Origin of the sequence: Natrononativus amylolyticus (assembly GCF_024362525.1) — an archaeon.
GTDB lineage: Archaea > Halobacteriota > Halobacteria > Halobacteriales > Natrialbaceae > Natrononativus > Natrononativus amylolyticus.
Window position 1 is genome coordinate 2,066,010 of the sequence record NZ_CP101458.1, and the last position, 14,696, is coordinate 2,080,705.

The window sequence follows — 14,696 nt, forward strand, 5'->3', positions numbered from 1 at the left end:
GCGAAACGATGGGCAGCCGACCGCGGGGCGCTCACTTCTCGGTCGCACCCAGCCGTGAGAGCGCCCGGTACGTTCGCAGCAGGTCGAGGTCGTGCTCGCGGGAGACGGCGCGAACGGCCTCGAGATACGTCGCGTACGCAGTGGGCTCGAGCGGGGAGGGATACGCCTCGAGCGCGTCGGCGGGGAACGCTGACAGCGAACCCGCACCCTCGAGCGCGGCGACGGCGCCCTCGTCGAGCGTAACGTACCGCTCGGGGTCGAGAAACTGGAGGTACGCCGACGCGATCGGGACGTCGACGCCCTCGAGGGCGGTGAGTCTCTCGACGGCGTCCGTCACAGTCTCCGCCGACTCAGCACCCGTGATGGCTGCCTCGAGGTCGTCGTACCCGTTCTCGCGGAAGGCGTCCTCGGCGGGGTGGGGCGTCCCCGACAGCGACCGGCGGGCGAACCAGCGGACGACCCACTCGGCGTCCTTCCAGAGAAACGAGCCCTCCGAGAAGGCCGTCGGGAGGGTCTCGAGGCGCTCGTCCTCGACGATCGTGAACGGGTGTCGGCGCTCGTACTCGGCGGCGGCCGCTCGGAGACGGTCCGTGGTGAACCCCATCGGTCGACGGAAGGGTGCGCTCGAGGAAAAACCCCACCGTCGGCGCCGGCTCTCGAGGGAGAGGACGCGACGGCCGCCGGTCGGCGAACTGTTTTGTCGATCGGTACCGATAGGCACGGGTATGAGCTCAGACGACGACGCCGTCCACACGATCTGTCCGTACTGCGGGGTCGGCTGCGGGTTGCGACTCGAGGCGGGCGAGGAGCCCGGCGACGTCTCGCTGAAACCGTGGTTCGACGCGCCGGTGAACGAGGGCGCCCTCTGTATCAAAGGCGGCGCGTCGACGCAGGTCGTCGACCACGACGACCGGCTCACCGAGCCGCTGATCCGGGAAAACGGCGAGTTCCGCGAAGCGACCTGGGACGAGGCGCTGACTCGAATCGTCGACGAACTCGAGTCGATCCGCGACGAACACGGCCCCGACGCGACCGGCTTTTTCAGCTCCTCGAAGGTGATGAACGAGGAGAACTACCTGCTCCAGAAGCTCGCGCGCCGGTACGGGACGAACAACGTCGACAACTGTACGCGGATGTGTCACGCCTCGACGGTCTACACCCTCCGGAACAGCCTGGGCGCGGGTGCGATGACCAACAGCATGCAGGACCTGAAGGATGCGGGCGACGTCTTCTGGATCCAGGGGGCGAACCCCGCGGAACAGCACGTCATCGCCCACAGCAACTACTTCCGGCAGGCCGCACTCGAGGGCGCGACCCTCATCCAGATCGACCCCCACGCGAACAAGACGACCCGCGACGTGGACCTCCACCTCCAGCTCAAACCCGGCACGGACATCCCGCTTCTGAACGTCGTCCTCAAGACGATCCTCGAGGAGGGGCTGTACGACGAGGACTTCATCGAGGAGCGCACGACGGGATTCGACCACCTCGAGGCGACGCTCGCCGACTTCGACATGCAGGAGGCCGCCGACACCTGTGGCGTGCCCCTCGAGGACATCCAGGAGGCTGCCCGCATTTATGCGGAGGCCGATAACGCAGCAATATTCACCGGAATGGGGATGAGCCAGCACCGCTGCGGCGTCGACAACGTCCAGAACGAGGTCAACCTCGCGCTGATTACGGGCAACCTCGGCCGTCCTGGGACGGGCGTCAATCCGCTGCGCGGACAGAACAACGTCCAGGGAACCTGCGACGTGGGCGCGATGCCGAACGTCCTGCCGGGGTACCAGGAGGTCGACGACGACGAGGCACGCGAGGCGGTCGAGGCGGTCTGGGGCTTCGAGATTCCCTCGGAGCCGGGGCTGACGAACGTCGAGATCTCGAACGCCATCGGCGACTCGATCCACGGTCTGTTCGTCATGGGCGAGAACCCGGTGATGAGCGAGCCGGATTCGATCGAGGTCGAAGAGCGGATGGACGACCTCGAGTTCCTCGCGGTACAGGACATCTTCATGACCGAGACCGCAGAGTTCGCGGACGTCGTCCTCCCGGCCACCTCGTGGGCCGAACGCGGCGGCACGGTGACGAACACCGACCGGCGCGTCCAGCGGATGCGCCCCGCCGTCGACGTGCCCGGAAACACCCGCCACGATCTCGATATTCTCTGTGAACTCGGCACTCGACTCTTCGGCGAAGACGGGGGGTTCGAGTTCGACGGCCCCGAAGAGGTGTTCGAGGAGCTCCGGCAGGTGTGTCCGAGCTACCACGGGATGACCTACGACAGCCTCGGCCTCGAAGGCATCCAGTGGCCCTGCTACGAGGAGGGCGACGAGGGCGACCAGTACCTCTACGAGGAGTCGTTCGACACCGACGATGGCCTCGGGGAGATCCGCGGCGTGCGCCACACCGAACCCGCGGAGGTCGCAGACGAGGAGTACCCGCTCGTGCTCACGACCGCGCGCCTCGAGGAACACTACAACACCGGCACGATGAGCACCCGGTCGCCGACGCTCGTGCGCCGAACCCCCGAGAACTTCGTCGACGTCCACCCCGCGGACGCCGAGGCGCGAGGAATCGAGGACGGCGACTACGTCACGCTGCGCTCGCGGCGCGGAGAGATCGTCCTCGAGGCCAACGTCACCGAGGCCATCAAGGAGGGCGTGGTCTGGACCACGCCGCACTTCTCGGACGCGCGGGCGAACACGCTAACGAACGACGTGCTCGATCCGCTGGCGAAGATCCCGGAGTACAAGGCCGCGGCCGCGGAGGTCGAGCCCGCGAAGCCGCCGGAATCCGCGGACGACTGAGCCGTGACAGGACCCGATTCAACCCGGGCCGAGGCGGGAGCGGAGGCGACCGGACGAGCGAACGCCGACCTCTCGGGAGTCGTCCTCGCCGGCGGCTACTCGACTCGATTCGGTGAGGACGACAAGGCCGTCGCCGACCTCGCGGGGGAACCGATGATCCGCCGGGTGGTCGACCGGCTGGCGCCGGTCAGCGCGGGGGTCGTCGTCAACTGCCGCGAGGACCAGCTCGAGGCCATTCGAACTGCCCTGGCCGACGCGCCCGTCGACGTCTCCTACGCCGTCGACCCGGTTCCCGATCAGGGGCCGACCGGAGGGATCAAAACGGGCCTCGAGGCCGCCACCACCGAGTACGCGGCCGTCGTCGCCTGCGACATGCCGTTCGTCGAGCCGCGGCTGTTCGACCTCCTGTTCGAGCGGGCGCGAGACGAGGAGGCGGACGCCGCGGTGGTCCAGCTCGAGGACCGCTGGTACCAGACCACCCAGGCGGTCTACCGAACCGAGCCGATGGCCCGCGCCTGCGCGGCCGCCCTCGAGCGCGAGGACAGCCGCATCCTGACGGCGCTCGAGGACCTCGAGTGGGTCGTCGTCGACGAGCGGGCGCTCGCCGAGGCGGAGATCTCCCTCGAGACGTTCGAGGGTGTGGATACCCGTGATTCGCTCGAAGAGGCGGCGGCGCGGCTGGGTGAGTAAGTCCGTCGTATCGGTTCGAACGGAGTGTCCCGGTCCAGCGCTGTGGGAGTGGGTTCGTTCCGCCCGAAAGTATATGTCCGCACATCAGAATTTCGCAGCATGATACGGCGCCAGTTCGTCGCAGCCACCGCCGTGACGGGGACCCTGGTGCTCTCGGGATGCTCGAGCAGCGGCACCTCGAGCCCGCCGGACGAGGGCAGCCTGTGGATCGCCAACGAGGCGGGCAGCGACCAGACCGTCGAGATCACGGTAACCGACGCCGGCGGCGAGACGGTGTACGAAGCACAGTACGAACTGACGCCGGACGACGCCGACGAGAAAACCGTTTCAGAAGACGGATCGATAGCGGTCGGAGACACGTACGACGTGACGGTGACGACCGACGACCACCGCGAGACGTTCGAGTGGGACGTGGCTCGAAACCGGAGCGTACTGAACGTGTACGTCGAAGACACCGGGGTACGGTTCGAGCGGGACGCACCGGAGGGGTGAGCGGTCCGGGGGCCACACGTCGGTCTCTCGCGTTCTCCAAACCGTTCCCGCACGAGCGACGTTCCCGACACTGCGACCGGGAGCTGCCGACGGCACTGAAGACCGCGATCCTCGAGCGGGTTTCGCGAACGAAACCCGCACTCGGGGATGACGCCGCCACCCCACCCCGACGGCACGCGCTCGTCGACGGCGCGTGGCGCCGCTCCTCGCGGGTGTGCCGCCGCTTCCGGCGCGGTCGGTGACGGGGCGCTTCGACCGCAGTGGGCCACCAGCAACGATTGACCCGGTCGGAGTCACTTATAGGCCCTCGAAACCACCTGCGACCATGAGCGAGCAGGGCGAGAGCCAGTTCCACCACGACAAGGACGAACGCTTGCAGAGCCGCGACGTGACCGAGGGCGCCGAAAAGGCCCCTCACCGGGCGATGTTCCGGGCGATGGGGTTTTCCGACGAGGACTTCGGCGCGCCGATGATCGGAGTGGCGAACCCCGCCGCGGACATCACGCCGTGTAACGTCCACTTAGACGACGTCGCGGAGTCTGCACTCGAGGGCGTCGACTCGGCGGGCGGGATGCCCATCGAGTTCGGCACGATCACCATCTCGGACGCCATTTCGATGGGAACGGAGGGGATGAAGGCCTCCCTGATTTCGCGGGAACTGATCGCCGACAGCGTCGAACTCGTCGCCTTCGGCGAGCGCCTCGACGGGCTCGTGACGGTGGCGGGCTGTGACAAGAACCTGCCGGGGATGATGATGGCCGCGATCCGCACCGACCTGCCGTCGGTCTTTCTCTACGGCGGCTCGATCATGCCCGGCGAGCACGAGGGCCGGGACGTCACTATCGTCCAGGTGTTCGAGGGCGTCGGCTCCTACGCGACCGGCGAGATGAGCGCCGAGGAACTGGACGACCTGGAACGTCACGCCTGCCCCGGCGCGGGCTCCTGTGGGGGAATGTTCACCGCGAACACGATGGCCTCGATCTCCGAGGCCCTGGGACTGGCCCCCCTGGGAAGCGCCTCCCCGCCCGCCGAGGACGAGGAGCGCTACGAGGTCGCCCGGCGGGCGGGCGAACTCGCCCTCGAGGTCGTCGAGGAGGGCCGCCGCCCGTCGGACATCCTCACGCGCGAGTCCTTCGAGAACGCCATCGCCGTCCAGACTGCAACCGGGGGGTCGACCAACGGCGTCCTCCACCTGCTCGCGCTCGCCCGCGAGGCCGGCGTCGGCCTCGAGATCGAGGACTTCGACGAGATCTCGAAACGAACGCCCAAGATCGCGGACCTCCAGCCCGGCGGCGCCAGCGTGATGAACGACCTCCACGAGATCGGCGGCGTCCCCGTGGTGATCCGGCGGCTGCTCGCGGCCGATCTCCTCCACGGCGATGCGATGACGGTGACCGGACGAACGATCGAAGACGAACTCGAGACGCTCGATCTCCCCGCTGACGAGGACATCTCGGCCGACTTCCTCTACACCGTCGACGACCCCAAAGAGGAGGAGGGCGCGATCAAGATCCTCGAGGGGAACCTCGCGCCCGACGGCGCCGTCCTGAAAGCGACCGGCGGAGACCAGTTCCACCACGAGGGGCCCGCCCGGATCTTCGAGGACGAGGAGGACGCCATGCGCTACGTCCAGGAGGGCCACATCGAGAGCGGCGACGTCATCGTGATCAGAAACGAGGGCCCGCGCGGCGGACCCGGCATGCGCGAGATGCTCGGCGTCACCGCCGCCGTCGTCGGCGCGGGCCACGAGGACGACGTCGCGCTCATCACCGACGGTCGGTTCTCCGGCGGCACGCGGGGGCCGATGATCGGCCACGTCGCCCCCGAGGCGGCGGTCGGCGGCCCCATCGGCCTGCTCGAGGAGGGCGACACGGTGACGGTTGACATCCCGGAGCGCCGGCTCGAGGTCGACCTCGAGGAGGAGGAGCTGGCGACCCGCCGCGAGGCCTGGGAGCGACCCGAGCCCGCCTACGCGGGCGGCGTGCTCGCGAAGTACGGCCGCGACTTCGACTCGGCGTCCAACGGCGCGGTGACCAATCCCGGCGTGAAACGGGAGTAGACGACTCGAGCGGGAGCGCCGCCGAACTGTCACCGAAGCTACTTCATCTCGGACGCTGTACGTGCCGTATGGATCGAGGCGGCTTCCGCCATCGACTGTCCGCTATGCTTCCCGAGATACTCGAAGTCCTCGCTGCGTTCGCGCTTCTCGCGGTTACCTTCGTCGGGCTGTTTACGGGTACCCTGTGGCTGTTCGTCGTCGGCCTCGTCGGGATGGTCTGTTCCGTTCCGCTGTGGGCGCTGCTCGTCGGCGACCGGGAGACGATCGAGGAGTGGTGGGGCGAGGAGCGAGCCGAGGAGTTGACCGCCGAGCCGTCAGGGGCGGACCCGCTCGAGGCCGTCAAACAGCGGTACGCGGCGGGCGAGCTCTCCGAGGCGGAGTTCGAGCGCGAACTCGAGCGGCTGCTCGAGGCCGACGATCCGGCCGCTGGAAACGGCGGGCGCGATCGGCGCGAGAGCGCGAGTGTCGGCCGTCGGGACGCCCCCGAACTCGAGACGGACGAGCGGTGAACCGACGCGCTCGAAGCGAGCACGTTCAGAACGGCGGCGACGTCGGAATGTCCGTGTCGTAGTCGCCGACGGGACGGACGCCGATGCCGTGGAAGTCGGGCGTGGGCGTGTCTTCGTCTTCGATCTCTTCCGCGGAGTAGCCCTCGATCGGGTCCGGTTCGACGACGGTGACGATCTCGCGGCTGTCGACGTCGAGCACCGAGAAGCCGGGGGTGACACCGGTCGCCGCGTGTGGGTCCCCGGAGATCGGTTCGGGACCCCGAAGCGTCGCGAACATGTACTCGCCGTCCGGCGAGGACCAGAGGATATCCGGCGCGTCGCTCTCGGCGGGGTCGTCGGACTGGGTGGGGCCGAACGCCTCGATCTCGTCGATAACCTCGTCGGTTTCGGGGTCGAGGACGATGCCGTCGTTCGTCTCTCGGTTGAGCACCCACAGCTCCTCGCCGTCGGGAGTGTACCAGAAGCCGTGGGCGTCGACGCCACCGGTGTCGGCGGTGTGGACGACCTCGTCGGCCTCGGTGTCGAAGACGAAGAAGTCACCGACGCCCTCCTCGTCCTCCTCGGGGTTCGACGGCAGTCCGGCGGTGAGGTAGAACTTCTCCTCGGTCGGGTGTGGCATCGTCCCGCAGTTCGTCGGCACTTCCTCGGGAGAGAACGCCGCGTCGACGGTGAACTCGTCGTGGTCGACGATCACGAGACCCGCGTCGTGGTAGCTCGGCCCGAGAGTGTGCAGCGAACGGCCATCCTGGGCGTACTGGTGACAGATCGGCGCGGCCGACTCGATGCCAGCCTCCGTGACGACCTCGTTCTCCGGGAGGTGGATCTCGTCTCTGACGGTGAAGTCTTCGGCCTCGAGATCGGCGTTCACCCGGACGATCTTCTCCTCGCCGATGACGTCGACGTGGATGCAGTCGTCTTCGGGTGAGAACGCGGCCATGTGCGAGCCCGCGCCGGTCTCGATGTTTCCGACGAGTTCGTAGTCCTCCGTCCGGAAGACCAGCGTTCGCGCCCCGGCCGTGCAGGCGATCGCGGCGTACTCGTAGTCCGACGAGAAGTCGATCATGTGCGGGACGACGCCGTCTTCGGGAACGCCCTCGAGGGCGTTGACGTCGATCGTTTCGACCGCGTCGAACTCGCCGTCGCCGCTCGGCTCGTAGACGTAGACCGTGTCCGTTCCCTGATCGAGCGCCCAGATTTCGTACGTTTCGCCGCGCTCCTCGCCGTCCTCGTCGGTACGGTCGTCGTGATCGTCGGCCCCCTGTTCACTGGTGGCCTCACCGAGGCAACCGGCGACGGTTGCGACACCGACCGCGCCGCTTCCGGTGAGAAACGCTCTGCGAGTTGGATCTCCCTTCATGGAAAACCACTGCAACCCCACAGTCAAAAATATGCGGGTCTTAGGCCGTCTCTGCGGCAATTATCCGGGTTTGACGGAGACAGGGGCAAGACTTGACTCGAGTTCAGAACCGGCTCGCTCGAGCGCTCCCGACTGCGGGCGTTCCGCGAAATCGACCGCCAGTTAACAACGCCATATGCGGCAAAATTTTCCTCTTTCTACGTGGATGGACCGTCACAGTCCGCCCCGTACCGGCGTCGCTGGCGCTCGGAACGCTCGCCGGGAACGCCGACCAGGTCCCGAAACGCCGCACCCGAGAGCGCACACCGGTAGGCGGGCTTGTACATCATGTTCGCCCCGCCCTCGCGAACGGTCCACGCCTCCGCGATCGCGTCCCGGAGGTAGTACTGGGCGCGCTCGTTGCCCGACTTCACGTAGTAGTCGCTCAGTCGGATCGGGTCCCGATCGAACAGGCCGCCCGGCTCTCGGCCGTCGACGAACACCACCGTCTTCTCCGGGAGGTAGAGTTCGTCCCCGCGGGACCGCTTCGCGTGTGCGTTCTCCGGGTGGTGCTCGAGCACCCGGCGGCGCTCCTCAGTGGGCGTCTCGGGACCGATCACGTCGACCGCTTCGACGGTCATGTAGCCGATCACGTAGCGGTGGGCGCGCTCGCCGTCCGGTCGGCGGAGGCCCGCGTAGAAGCCGACGACGTCGCCGGGTTCGAGCGACCGGAGCCGGGAGACGTAGCCGCTCGTCCGGTGTTCGCCGTAGGTCAGCGCCTCGAAGTTCGGGTCGTGGTGAAACGGCCAGGACTCGAGGTCGGCGCCCGTAACGACCCGCTCGCCGTCGCGCACCGGCTGCGGGGCGATGCGGTTCGTCAGATCTGCGGCGGTTCCCTCGCCGTACCGAAGCGACCACGAGCCGAGCGTCGCCGTTTCGCTCGTTTCGGCGGTCTTTTCGGGGATCGGGACGTACTCGAACGTCCCGTCGTCGTACAGCGGACCGAGCGCGCCGAGGTTGGTGCTGTCGGCGCCGATTCCGGCGAGGACGACGGTCATACCGTCCACTCGAGGAGACGCCGTATTAAGACGGTCGGAGTCGGCAGACACCGCGCAGTTCCCGGGCGGCGACTTATCTCGCTCGGCGGCGATCAACGGGTATGTCTCGAGAGCGCGCGACGAACCGACGCGACGTATTGAAACTGACCGGAACGGCGGCGCTCGCGCTCGTCGCCGGCTGTGGCGACGAACCCGACGCCGAGGAGGGGACGGGGAACGGACAGGAGGCCGACGACGCGGACGAGCACGAAGTCGACGACGAGGACGAAGACGCTAACGACGACGAAGACACCGGCGACGACGCCGACGACGAAAGCGACTCGCTCGGCGCCTGAGACGTCCGCTGTGTCGGTTTACTACGCGTCGTCCTTTCGAAACAGCGGGTCGATCGCGCTCGAGCCCTCGCCAAGCGGGTCGTGCTCGAGGTCGCGGTCGGCGGCGAGCCCGAGGTAGATCGCGCTGTTGATCAGGCCGATGTGGCTGAACGCCTGCGGGAAGTTGCCGAACAGCTCCCCGGTCGCCGGATCGACGCGCTCGGCGAGCAACCCGAGCGGGGTCGTGTGCTCGAGGAGGTTCGTGAATATCTCTCGAGCCTCCTCGACGCGCCCGCAGAGGACGAGGGCGTCGACCAGCCAGAACGAACACAGGACGAATCCCGTGGGCTCGTCGTCCGCGACGTCGCTGTCTCTGACCCGGTACACGAGGCCGTTGTCGGTGAGCAGTCGGTCGCAGACGGTGTCGATCGTCGACTGTACCCGCGGGTCCTCCGGCGACAGGAACTCGTAGATCGGGATCAGCAGGCAGGTCGCATCCATCGCCTCGTCGGCGTCGAAGTGCTGGACGAAGCTGCCCAGCGACTCGCTGTAGCCGCGTTCCAGGATCTCCGCTTTGATCGCGTCGCGTTCCTCGCGCCAGCGCTCGAGGGGCGCCTCGCGGTCGGCATCCTCGGCGAGGTCGATGCCCCGGTCGACGGCGACCCAGCACAGCAGCTTCGAGTGGACGTAGTGGCGTTGGTCCTCCCGGAACTCCCAGATGCCCGCGTCGCGTTCGTCCCACACCGCACAGACGTGATCGACTAGTTCGCGGATCGACGCCCAGTCCTCGTCGGTGAGCTCCTCGTCGTGGCGCAGGGTCTCGTAGATCCCCTGAACGATCGCGCCGTAGACGTCGAGCTGGCGCTGTTCCGTCGCGGCGTTGCCGATCCGGACCGGCGAGGAGTGACGGTAGCCGGAGAGGTGCTCGAGTTCGAACTCCTCGAGGCCCGTCTCGCCGTGAACGCCGTACACCGGCTGGATCTCGCCGGGGTCGTCGTGACTGATCTCCCGAAACCACTCGAAGTAGTCCGTCGCCTCGCGTGCGCGCCCGAGGTTGTGAAGCGCCTGTACGGTGAACTTCGCGTCTCGCATCCAGTTGTACCGGTAGTCCCAGTTGCGCGAACCGCCGTACTCCTCGGGGAGCGACGTCGTCGGCGCGGCGTAGATACCCCCCGTCCCCTCGTTGATCAGCAGTTTGAGGACGAGCCCCGATCGGATCACGTCCTCGCGCCAGGGTTCGTCGTCCGCGATCGCCGTCGCCGCCTCCTCGACGGTCCCGACCCAGTCGCGCCAGTAGTCGACCGTCTCATCGAGCAGGCGGTCGCAGGTCTCCGCCGACGTCGGCTCGAGGCGGTCGTACTGCAGCGCCAGCCAGACCGTGTCGCCGGCCTCGAGGGTAGCTGTGCCGACCGCGCGGCCGTCCAGGGTTCGAAGCTCGAGCGGACCGTGGATCTGCAGGGAGAGCGATTCGTCGCCGCCGCGGGCGACGAGCGCGTCCTCCCCGCGGTCGCGCTCGAGCCGGGTTTCGGCGCGTGCGTAATCGAATCGCGGACGGAAGTCGGCTTCGAGCGTGAGCGTCCCCGAATCACACCGGAGCTTGCGGTACAGCGACCGCTGACCGGCGGCCGGTTCGTCGTCGGCTCCCGTCACGGGCATGAAGTCGGTGAGCGTCGCCCGTCCGGAGTCGGTCTCGAACACCGTCTGGAGCACGTTCGTCCGGTCGAGGTACCGCTGGCGGCTGTCGAAGGCGTCCGTCGGCTGGACGGCGAAGTGTCCGCCCCGTTCGTCGAGGAGGCGAGCGAACACACTCGCGGCGGCAACGTGCGGGAAGCAACACCAGTCGATGGAGCCGTCGCCGATCAGTGCACACCTGTCGTCGTTACCGATGAGGCCGTAGGAAGCGAGTGGTTGAAATCCCATTATCGTGCGTTCGTATCGTCGCTGGCAGGGTTCGTTCGGGGCCGTCCGTCGTCGGTCACGGCCCCGTTCGCGGCGGTTCGTGTCGGTATCGGACGTTCGACGATCACCGCCAAAAGCCTTGACGTGGCTGTTGCGCCCGGACGGCGTTTCGTCTCCCGTCCGGCGGCGCGGTTTAGAGTGCAACGCAATCGACTATCCCCGCGACCGTCGTTTCCTGTCAGTACGACGTATGAGCCACACCACCGACGCTCTCGAGCGACCGCGACCAGGAGGAGCGTTCCGATGACGGAGATCGGATACCACGCCTCCCACGAGCAGTTCCCGCCGAGCGAACTGCTCGAGCGGGTGAAACAGGCCGACGAGTACGGGTTCTCGACGGTGCTCGCCTCCGATCACTTCCACCCCTGGAGCGAGCGACAGGGGGAGTCGGGGTTCGTCTGGTCCTGGCTCGGCTCCGCGATGGAGGCGACGTCGATGCGCTACGGAACGGTCAACGCCCCGGGCTATCGCTACCACCCCGCCATCGTCGCCCAGGCCGCGGCGACCCTCCGCGAGCAGTACCCCGAGCGGTTCTGGTTCGCCGTCGGCAGCGGCCAGCTCCTGAACGAGGGGATCGCCGGTACGGACTGGCCGGTCAAGGACGAGCGAAACGCCCGGCTTGCGGAGTGCGCCGAGGTCATGGGGCGGCTCTGGGACGGCGAGACGGTCACCCACCACGGACGCGTCACCGTCGAGGAGGCGACGCTGTTCACCCGCCCCGAGACGGCGCCGCCGCTGTACGGCGCGGCGCTCTCGAGCGAAACCGCCCGCTGGCTCGGCACCCAGGAGTGGGTCGACGGACTGATCACCATCGCGACGCCGGATCACGACGCCCTCGAGGAGCGCGTCGACGCCTTCCGCGAGGGCGCACCCGAGCGGCCGATCGCGCTCAAGGTACAGCTCTCCTACGACACCGACGAGGACGACGCCCTGGAAGGCGCCTACGACCAGTGGCGCACCAACTGCGTTCCCGGCCCGACGACCCAGGAGCTGCGGACGTCCGAACAGTTCGACGAGCAGGCCGAGACGATCACACGCGAGGAGGTCGAGGAGAACGTCCGCGTCTCCGCGGATCTCGAGGAGCACCTCGAGTGGCTCCGGCGGGACCTGGATCTTGACGTCGACACGGTCGTGCTCCACAACGTCAACCGCGAGCAGGCACAGTTCGTCGATCACTTCGGCGAGGATGTCGTCCCGGAGCTCGCGTAACAGCGGCGCCGACGATCACGGTCGAAGGCGCGGCAGGCGACGGAGACGACTGAGGCGGTTTCTCGGGAACCGACGACGGACGTATGAACCCCCGGGGTGTGCAACCACCGTTTTATATACGGTCGATCGTTGACGGGGGTGAGTGAGACAGATGCAAGGCGCAGGAGAGAAACGACGAACCGTTGCGACCTGTACGGGTTGCGGAAAGGTATTCACCGTCTGGCTGTTTCCTGACGGAACCGCAACACCGATCGGCGATCCGAACATGTGCGAGTGCGAAGAAATTTCACCCGAACCCGTCGACTCGGCTCAGTTATTCGAACAGTTCGACGGCTACTCGGCCGACTGATTCCGCGGCCACGGAGTTCGTCGACGGCTACGGTCTTTTGGCCCTCCCTGTCGAACGCACACTCGATGTCCCGCCCACCGGTCGAGTGTCCGATCTGCCACGACAGCATGGAGCCGGATCAGCGACTGCTCGAGCACCTTCTCGAAGCGCACACGAAACGCGAACTGGCGAGGTTCACGGCGGTCGAAGCGCAGGCGTTCGAAGACGAGGACCTCTCGGACTAGACGGCGGTTACTCCTCCTCGAGTTCGGCGACGACCTCCTGTTCGCCGTCGTGGGTGTAGGAGCCGGTCAGCGACTCGTAGTCGGGGTGGTCGATCTCGATCGTGTACTCGTTCTCGTAGATGACGTCGGTGTACTGGCCGTCGTCGTCCGTTTCGCCGCTGAACTCGAGGGGAACGTCCGCGTCGAGCGGTTCGCCCTCGCCGCTGACGGACGCCCCCTCGATCGGCTCGCCGTCGCTGTCGACGACGGTGAGCGTCATCAGCGCCGCTTCGGGGGCACCGTCGGACTCGAGTTCGACCGTGAGCTCGTGTGCCCCGTCGTGATCGTGCTCGATCGTCTCCGCCTCGTAGTCGGGGTGGTCGAGTTCGATCTCGTACTCGTTCTCGTAGATCTCGTCGGTGTACTGACCGTTCGCGTCGGTCTCGCCGCTGAACTCGAGGGGAATGTCGGCCTCGTGTGGCTCGCCCTCGCCGCTGACCGAGACGTTCTCGATCGGGTTCCCGACCGGGTCGACGACGGTCAACTCGAGGAGCGACGTGTCCGGTTCGGAGACGTCGGCCCCGTCGTCGCTATCGTCGGCCCCGTCGTCGGTGGCGTCGTCCGCCTCGTCGCCGTCGTCGGGGGCATCACCCTCGCTATCGTCGCTTTCGCCGTCCGCGTCTTCTCCGCCGCCACCATCGTCCTCATCGGTTTCGTCCTCCTCCTCCTCGGAGGCGTCGTCCTCGTCGACCCCATCGTCACCGCCAGCGTCGTCCTCGAGGTCCGCGCCGTCATCGTCCGTATCGTCGCCGATCGACGGCATACCGGGATCGATGACGCCGCTCGTGGCGAGCGAAAACGTGATCCCGATACCGAACAGCAACACTCCAAACAGCACCAGCCCGGCGTGAATCCCGTTGAACAGCCAGGTCAGTCGCTCGTCAGTAACTCCGTTTCGTATATACATGGTAATCCCCGGTCAGTGCGAGTTGGCTCGTTCGTATCGTACCCAAAGGGGTTCGAACGGTAGTGATTTTATACGAATTCTTGCTCTAATCTGCCTACAGGTCAGTTCGTTCGAGGCGAGCGGGTACCGGTAACGTTTTCCGGATCATACAGCGGTATATGGTTGAGAAGTTGAATCGTTACTGTCCCCGATTGTCAGAGGCACGGCTTCCTCCGGATCGCCTCCCGCGTCCCACCCCGTTCGACGCAGCAGCGGTCCCGGTCCGTCGGCCCGCGTGGACCGCAGGCGGTCTCTCCACAGTTCGACCGTTTCCGCCGGTTCGAGGCCGTCGTTCGTTGGCCCACCTCGAGTGGGGTACTCCCAGGTCGATAGATGGCAGTACGTCGGCTGAGTGTATAGTCGAACGCTGAGGGGGGAGCAGAGCCACCGAAGATCCACCAGTGGAGGTGCCGGACTCGCCACAAAATAGGCTCGAGGCAGTGCGCGAGAGAGCCCGTCAACACAGGGCGGCGACACTCGAGCGCGCTCGTCAACGCCGCGAGGCAGCGTTAGAACGTGCCCGCCAGCGGAGGGACGCGGCGCTCCAGCGCCGTCAGTGAATAGGCATAGACCGGACGCCCAACTCGCTGGCACACCGGATTCGGTATTCGATTCCGAAACCCCTCACCTGGGTTCCCGTCCATAGCAGCATCGTGGACCCATGCCAAGTCCGCTGGTATCAGCACCGGAGACGACGAAATATGC

The 14,696-nt window shown here is 67.0% G+C and carries 13 protein-coding genes; 8 read left to right on the forward strand and 5 right to left on the reverse strand.

Annotated features, from left to right (window positions below; genetic code table 11):
- Positions 1–31 precede the first annotated feature (31 nt).
- Complete coding sequence (locus NMQ11_RS10900; protein ID WP_255168042.1) at positions 32–604, reverse strand: hypothetical protein; 573 nt, start codon at positions 602–604, stop codon at positions 32–34.
- Between the two features lie 121 nt (positions 605–725).
- On the opposite strand from NMQ11_RS10900, the gene fdhF reads away from it, so the two are divergent.
- From fdhF to NMQ11_RS10925, 5 genes are all read left to right on the forward strand, one after another.
- On the forward strand, positions 726–2,807 hold the full coding sequence (gene fdhF, locus NMQ11_RS10905) for a formate dehydrogenase subunit alpha (protein ID WP_255168044.1): 2,082 nt from the start codon (positions 726–728) through the stop codon (positions 2,805–2,807).
- A 3-nt stretch (positions 2,808–2,810) separates the two neighbouring features.
- Positions 2,811–3,497: a molybdenum cofactor guanylyltransferase gene (mobA, locus tag NMQ11_RS10910; protein WP_255168046.1), complete on the forward strand. Its 687-nt coding sequence runs from the start codon at positions 2,811–2,813 to the stop codon at positions 3,495–3,497.
- Between the two features lie 99 nt (positions 3,498–3,596).
- Positions 3,597–3,989, forward strand: a complete 393-nt coding sequence (locus NMQ11_RS10915) for an Ig-like domain-containing protein (protein WP_255168047.1) — start codon at positions 3,597–3,599, stop codon at positions 3,987–3,989.
- A 325-nt stretch (positions 3,990–4,314) separates the two neighbouring features.
- Positions 4,315–6,048, forward strand: coding sequence for a dihydroxy-acid dehydratase (gene ilvD / locus NMQ11_RS10920; RefSeq protein WP_255168048.1), 1,734 nt, complete (start codon positions 4,315–4,317; stop codon positions 6,046–6,048).
- A 104-nt stretch (positions 6,049–6,152) separates the two neighbouring features.
- On the forward strand, positions 6,153–6,557 hold the full coding sequence (locus NMQ11_RS10925; RefSeq protein ID WP_255168049.1) for an SHOCT domain-containing protein: 405 nt from the start codon (positions 6,153–6,155) through the stop codon (positions 6,555–6,557).
- A 25-nt stretch (positions 6,558–6,582) separates the two neighbouring features.
- On the opposite strand, the gene NMQ11_RS10930 is transcribed toward NMQ11_RS10925, so the two are convergent.
- Positions 6,583–7,914: a cytochrome D1 domain-containing protein gene (locus tag NMQ11_RS10930; protein ID WP_255168051.1), complete on the reverse strand. Its 1,332-nt coding sequence runs from the start codon at positions 7,912–7,914 to the stop codon at positions 6,583–6,585.
- 197 nt (positions 7,915–8,111) lie between these two features.
- A complete protein-coding gene (locus NMQ11_RS10935) occupies positions 8,112–8,951 on the reverse strand; it encodes an Nmad3 family putative nucleotide modification protein (RefSeq protein ID WP_255168052.1) in 840 nt (279 codons plus the stop codon).
- A 101-nt stretch (positions 8,952–9,052) separates the two neighbouring features.
- Between NMQ11_RS10935 and NMQ11_RS10940 the strand changes: the two genes are divergently transcribed.
- Positions 9,053–9,286 (forward strand): twin-arginine translocation signal domain-containing protein, encoded by a 234-nt coding sequence (locus tag NMQ11_RS10940; RefSeq protein WP_255168053.1) that lies wholly within the window; start codon positions 9,053–9,055, stop codon positions 9,284–9,286.
- Between the two features lie 21 nt (positions 9,287–9,307).
- Here NMQ11_RS10940 and NMQ11_RS10945 read toward each other — a convergent pair whose 3' ends face one another.
- Positions 9,308–11,185, reverse strand: coding sequence for a glycoside hydrolase family 15 protein (locus NMQ11_RS10945; RefSeq protein WP_255168054.1), 1,878 nt, complete (start codon positions 11,183–11,185; stop codon positions 9,308–9,310).
- 282 nt (positions 11,186–11,467) lie between these two features.
- Between NMQ11_RS10945 and NMQ11_RS10950 the strand changes: the two genes are divergently transcribed.
- On the forward strand, positions 11,468–12,433 hold the full coding sequence (locus tag NMQ11_RS10950) for a TIGR03885 family FMN-dependent LLM class oxidoreductase (RefSeq protein WP_255168055.1): 966 nt from the start codon (positions 11,468–11,470) through the stop codon (positions 12,431–12,433).
- A 414-nt stretch (positions 12,434–12,847) separates the two neighbouring features.
- Positions 12,848–13,006: a hypothetical protein gene (locus tag NMQ11_RS10955; protein ID WP_255168056.1), complete on the forward strand. Its 159-nt coding sequence runs from the start codon at positions 12,848–12,850 to the stop codon at positions 13,004–13,006.
- Between the two features lie 7 nt (positions 13,007–13,013).
- Here NMQ11_RS10955 and NMQ11_RS10960 read toward each other — a convergent pair whose 3' ends face one another.
- Positions 13,014–13,952 carry a carboxypeptidase-like regulatory domain-containing protein gene (locus NMQ11_RS10960; RefSeq protein ID WP_255168058.1) on the reverse strand — a complete coding sequence of 313 codons (939 nt, stop codon included), beginning with the start codon at positions 13,950–13,952 and terminating at the stop codon, positions 13,014–13,016.
- Positions 13,953–14,696 lie beyond the last annotated feature (744 nt).

Coding starts and splice junctions, on each gene's coding strand:
- NMQ11_RS10900 (WP_255168042.1), bottom strand. CDS start 604: ATGGGGTTCACCACGGACCGTCTCCGAGCGGCCGCCGCCGAGTACGAG.
- NMQ11_RS10950 (WP_255168055.1), top strand. CDS start 11,468: ATGACGGAGATCGGATACCACGCCTCCCACGAGCAGTTCCCGCCGAGC.
- fdhF (WP_255168044.1), top strand. CDS start 726: ATGAGCTCAGACGACGACGCCGTCCACACGATCTGTCCGTACTGCGGG.
- NMQ11_RS10930 (WP_255168051.1), bottom strand. CDS start 7,914: ATGAAGGGAGATCCAACTCGCAGAGCGTTTCTCACCGGAAGCGGCGCG.
- NMQ11_RS10960 (WP_255168058.1), bottom strand. CDS start 13,952: ATGTATATACGAAACGGAGTTACTGACGAGCGACTGACCTGGCTGTTC.
- NMQ11_RS10955 (WP_255168056.1), top strand. CDS start 12,848: ATGTCCCGCCCACCGGTCGAGTGTCCGATCTGCCACGACAGCATGGAG.
- NMQ11_RS10925 (WP_255168049.1), top strand. CDS start 6,153: ATGCTTCCCGAGATACTCGAAGTCCTCGCTGCGTTCGCGCTTCTCGCG.
- NMQ11_RS10945 (WP_255168054.1), bottom strand. CDS start 11,185: ATGGGATTTCAACCACTCGCTTCCTACGGCCTCATCGGTAACGACGAC.
- NMQ11_RS10915 (WP_255168047.1), top strand. CDS start 3,597: ATGATACGGCGCCAGTTCGTCGCAGCCACCGCCGTGACGGGGACCCTG.
- NMQ11_RS10940 (WP_255168053.1), top strand. CDS start 9,053: ATGTCTCGAGAGCGCGCGACGAACCGACGCGACGTATTGAAACTGACC.
- NMQ11_RS10935 (WP_255168052.1), bottom strand. CDS start 8,951: ATGACCGTCGTCCTCGCCGGAATCGGCGCCGACAGCACCAACCTCGGC.
- ilvD (WP_255168048.1), top strand. CDS start 4,315: ATGAGCGAGCAGGGCGAGAGCCAGTTCCACCACGACAAGGACGAACGC.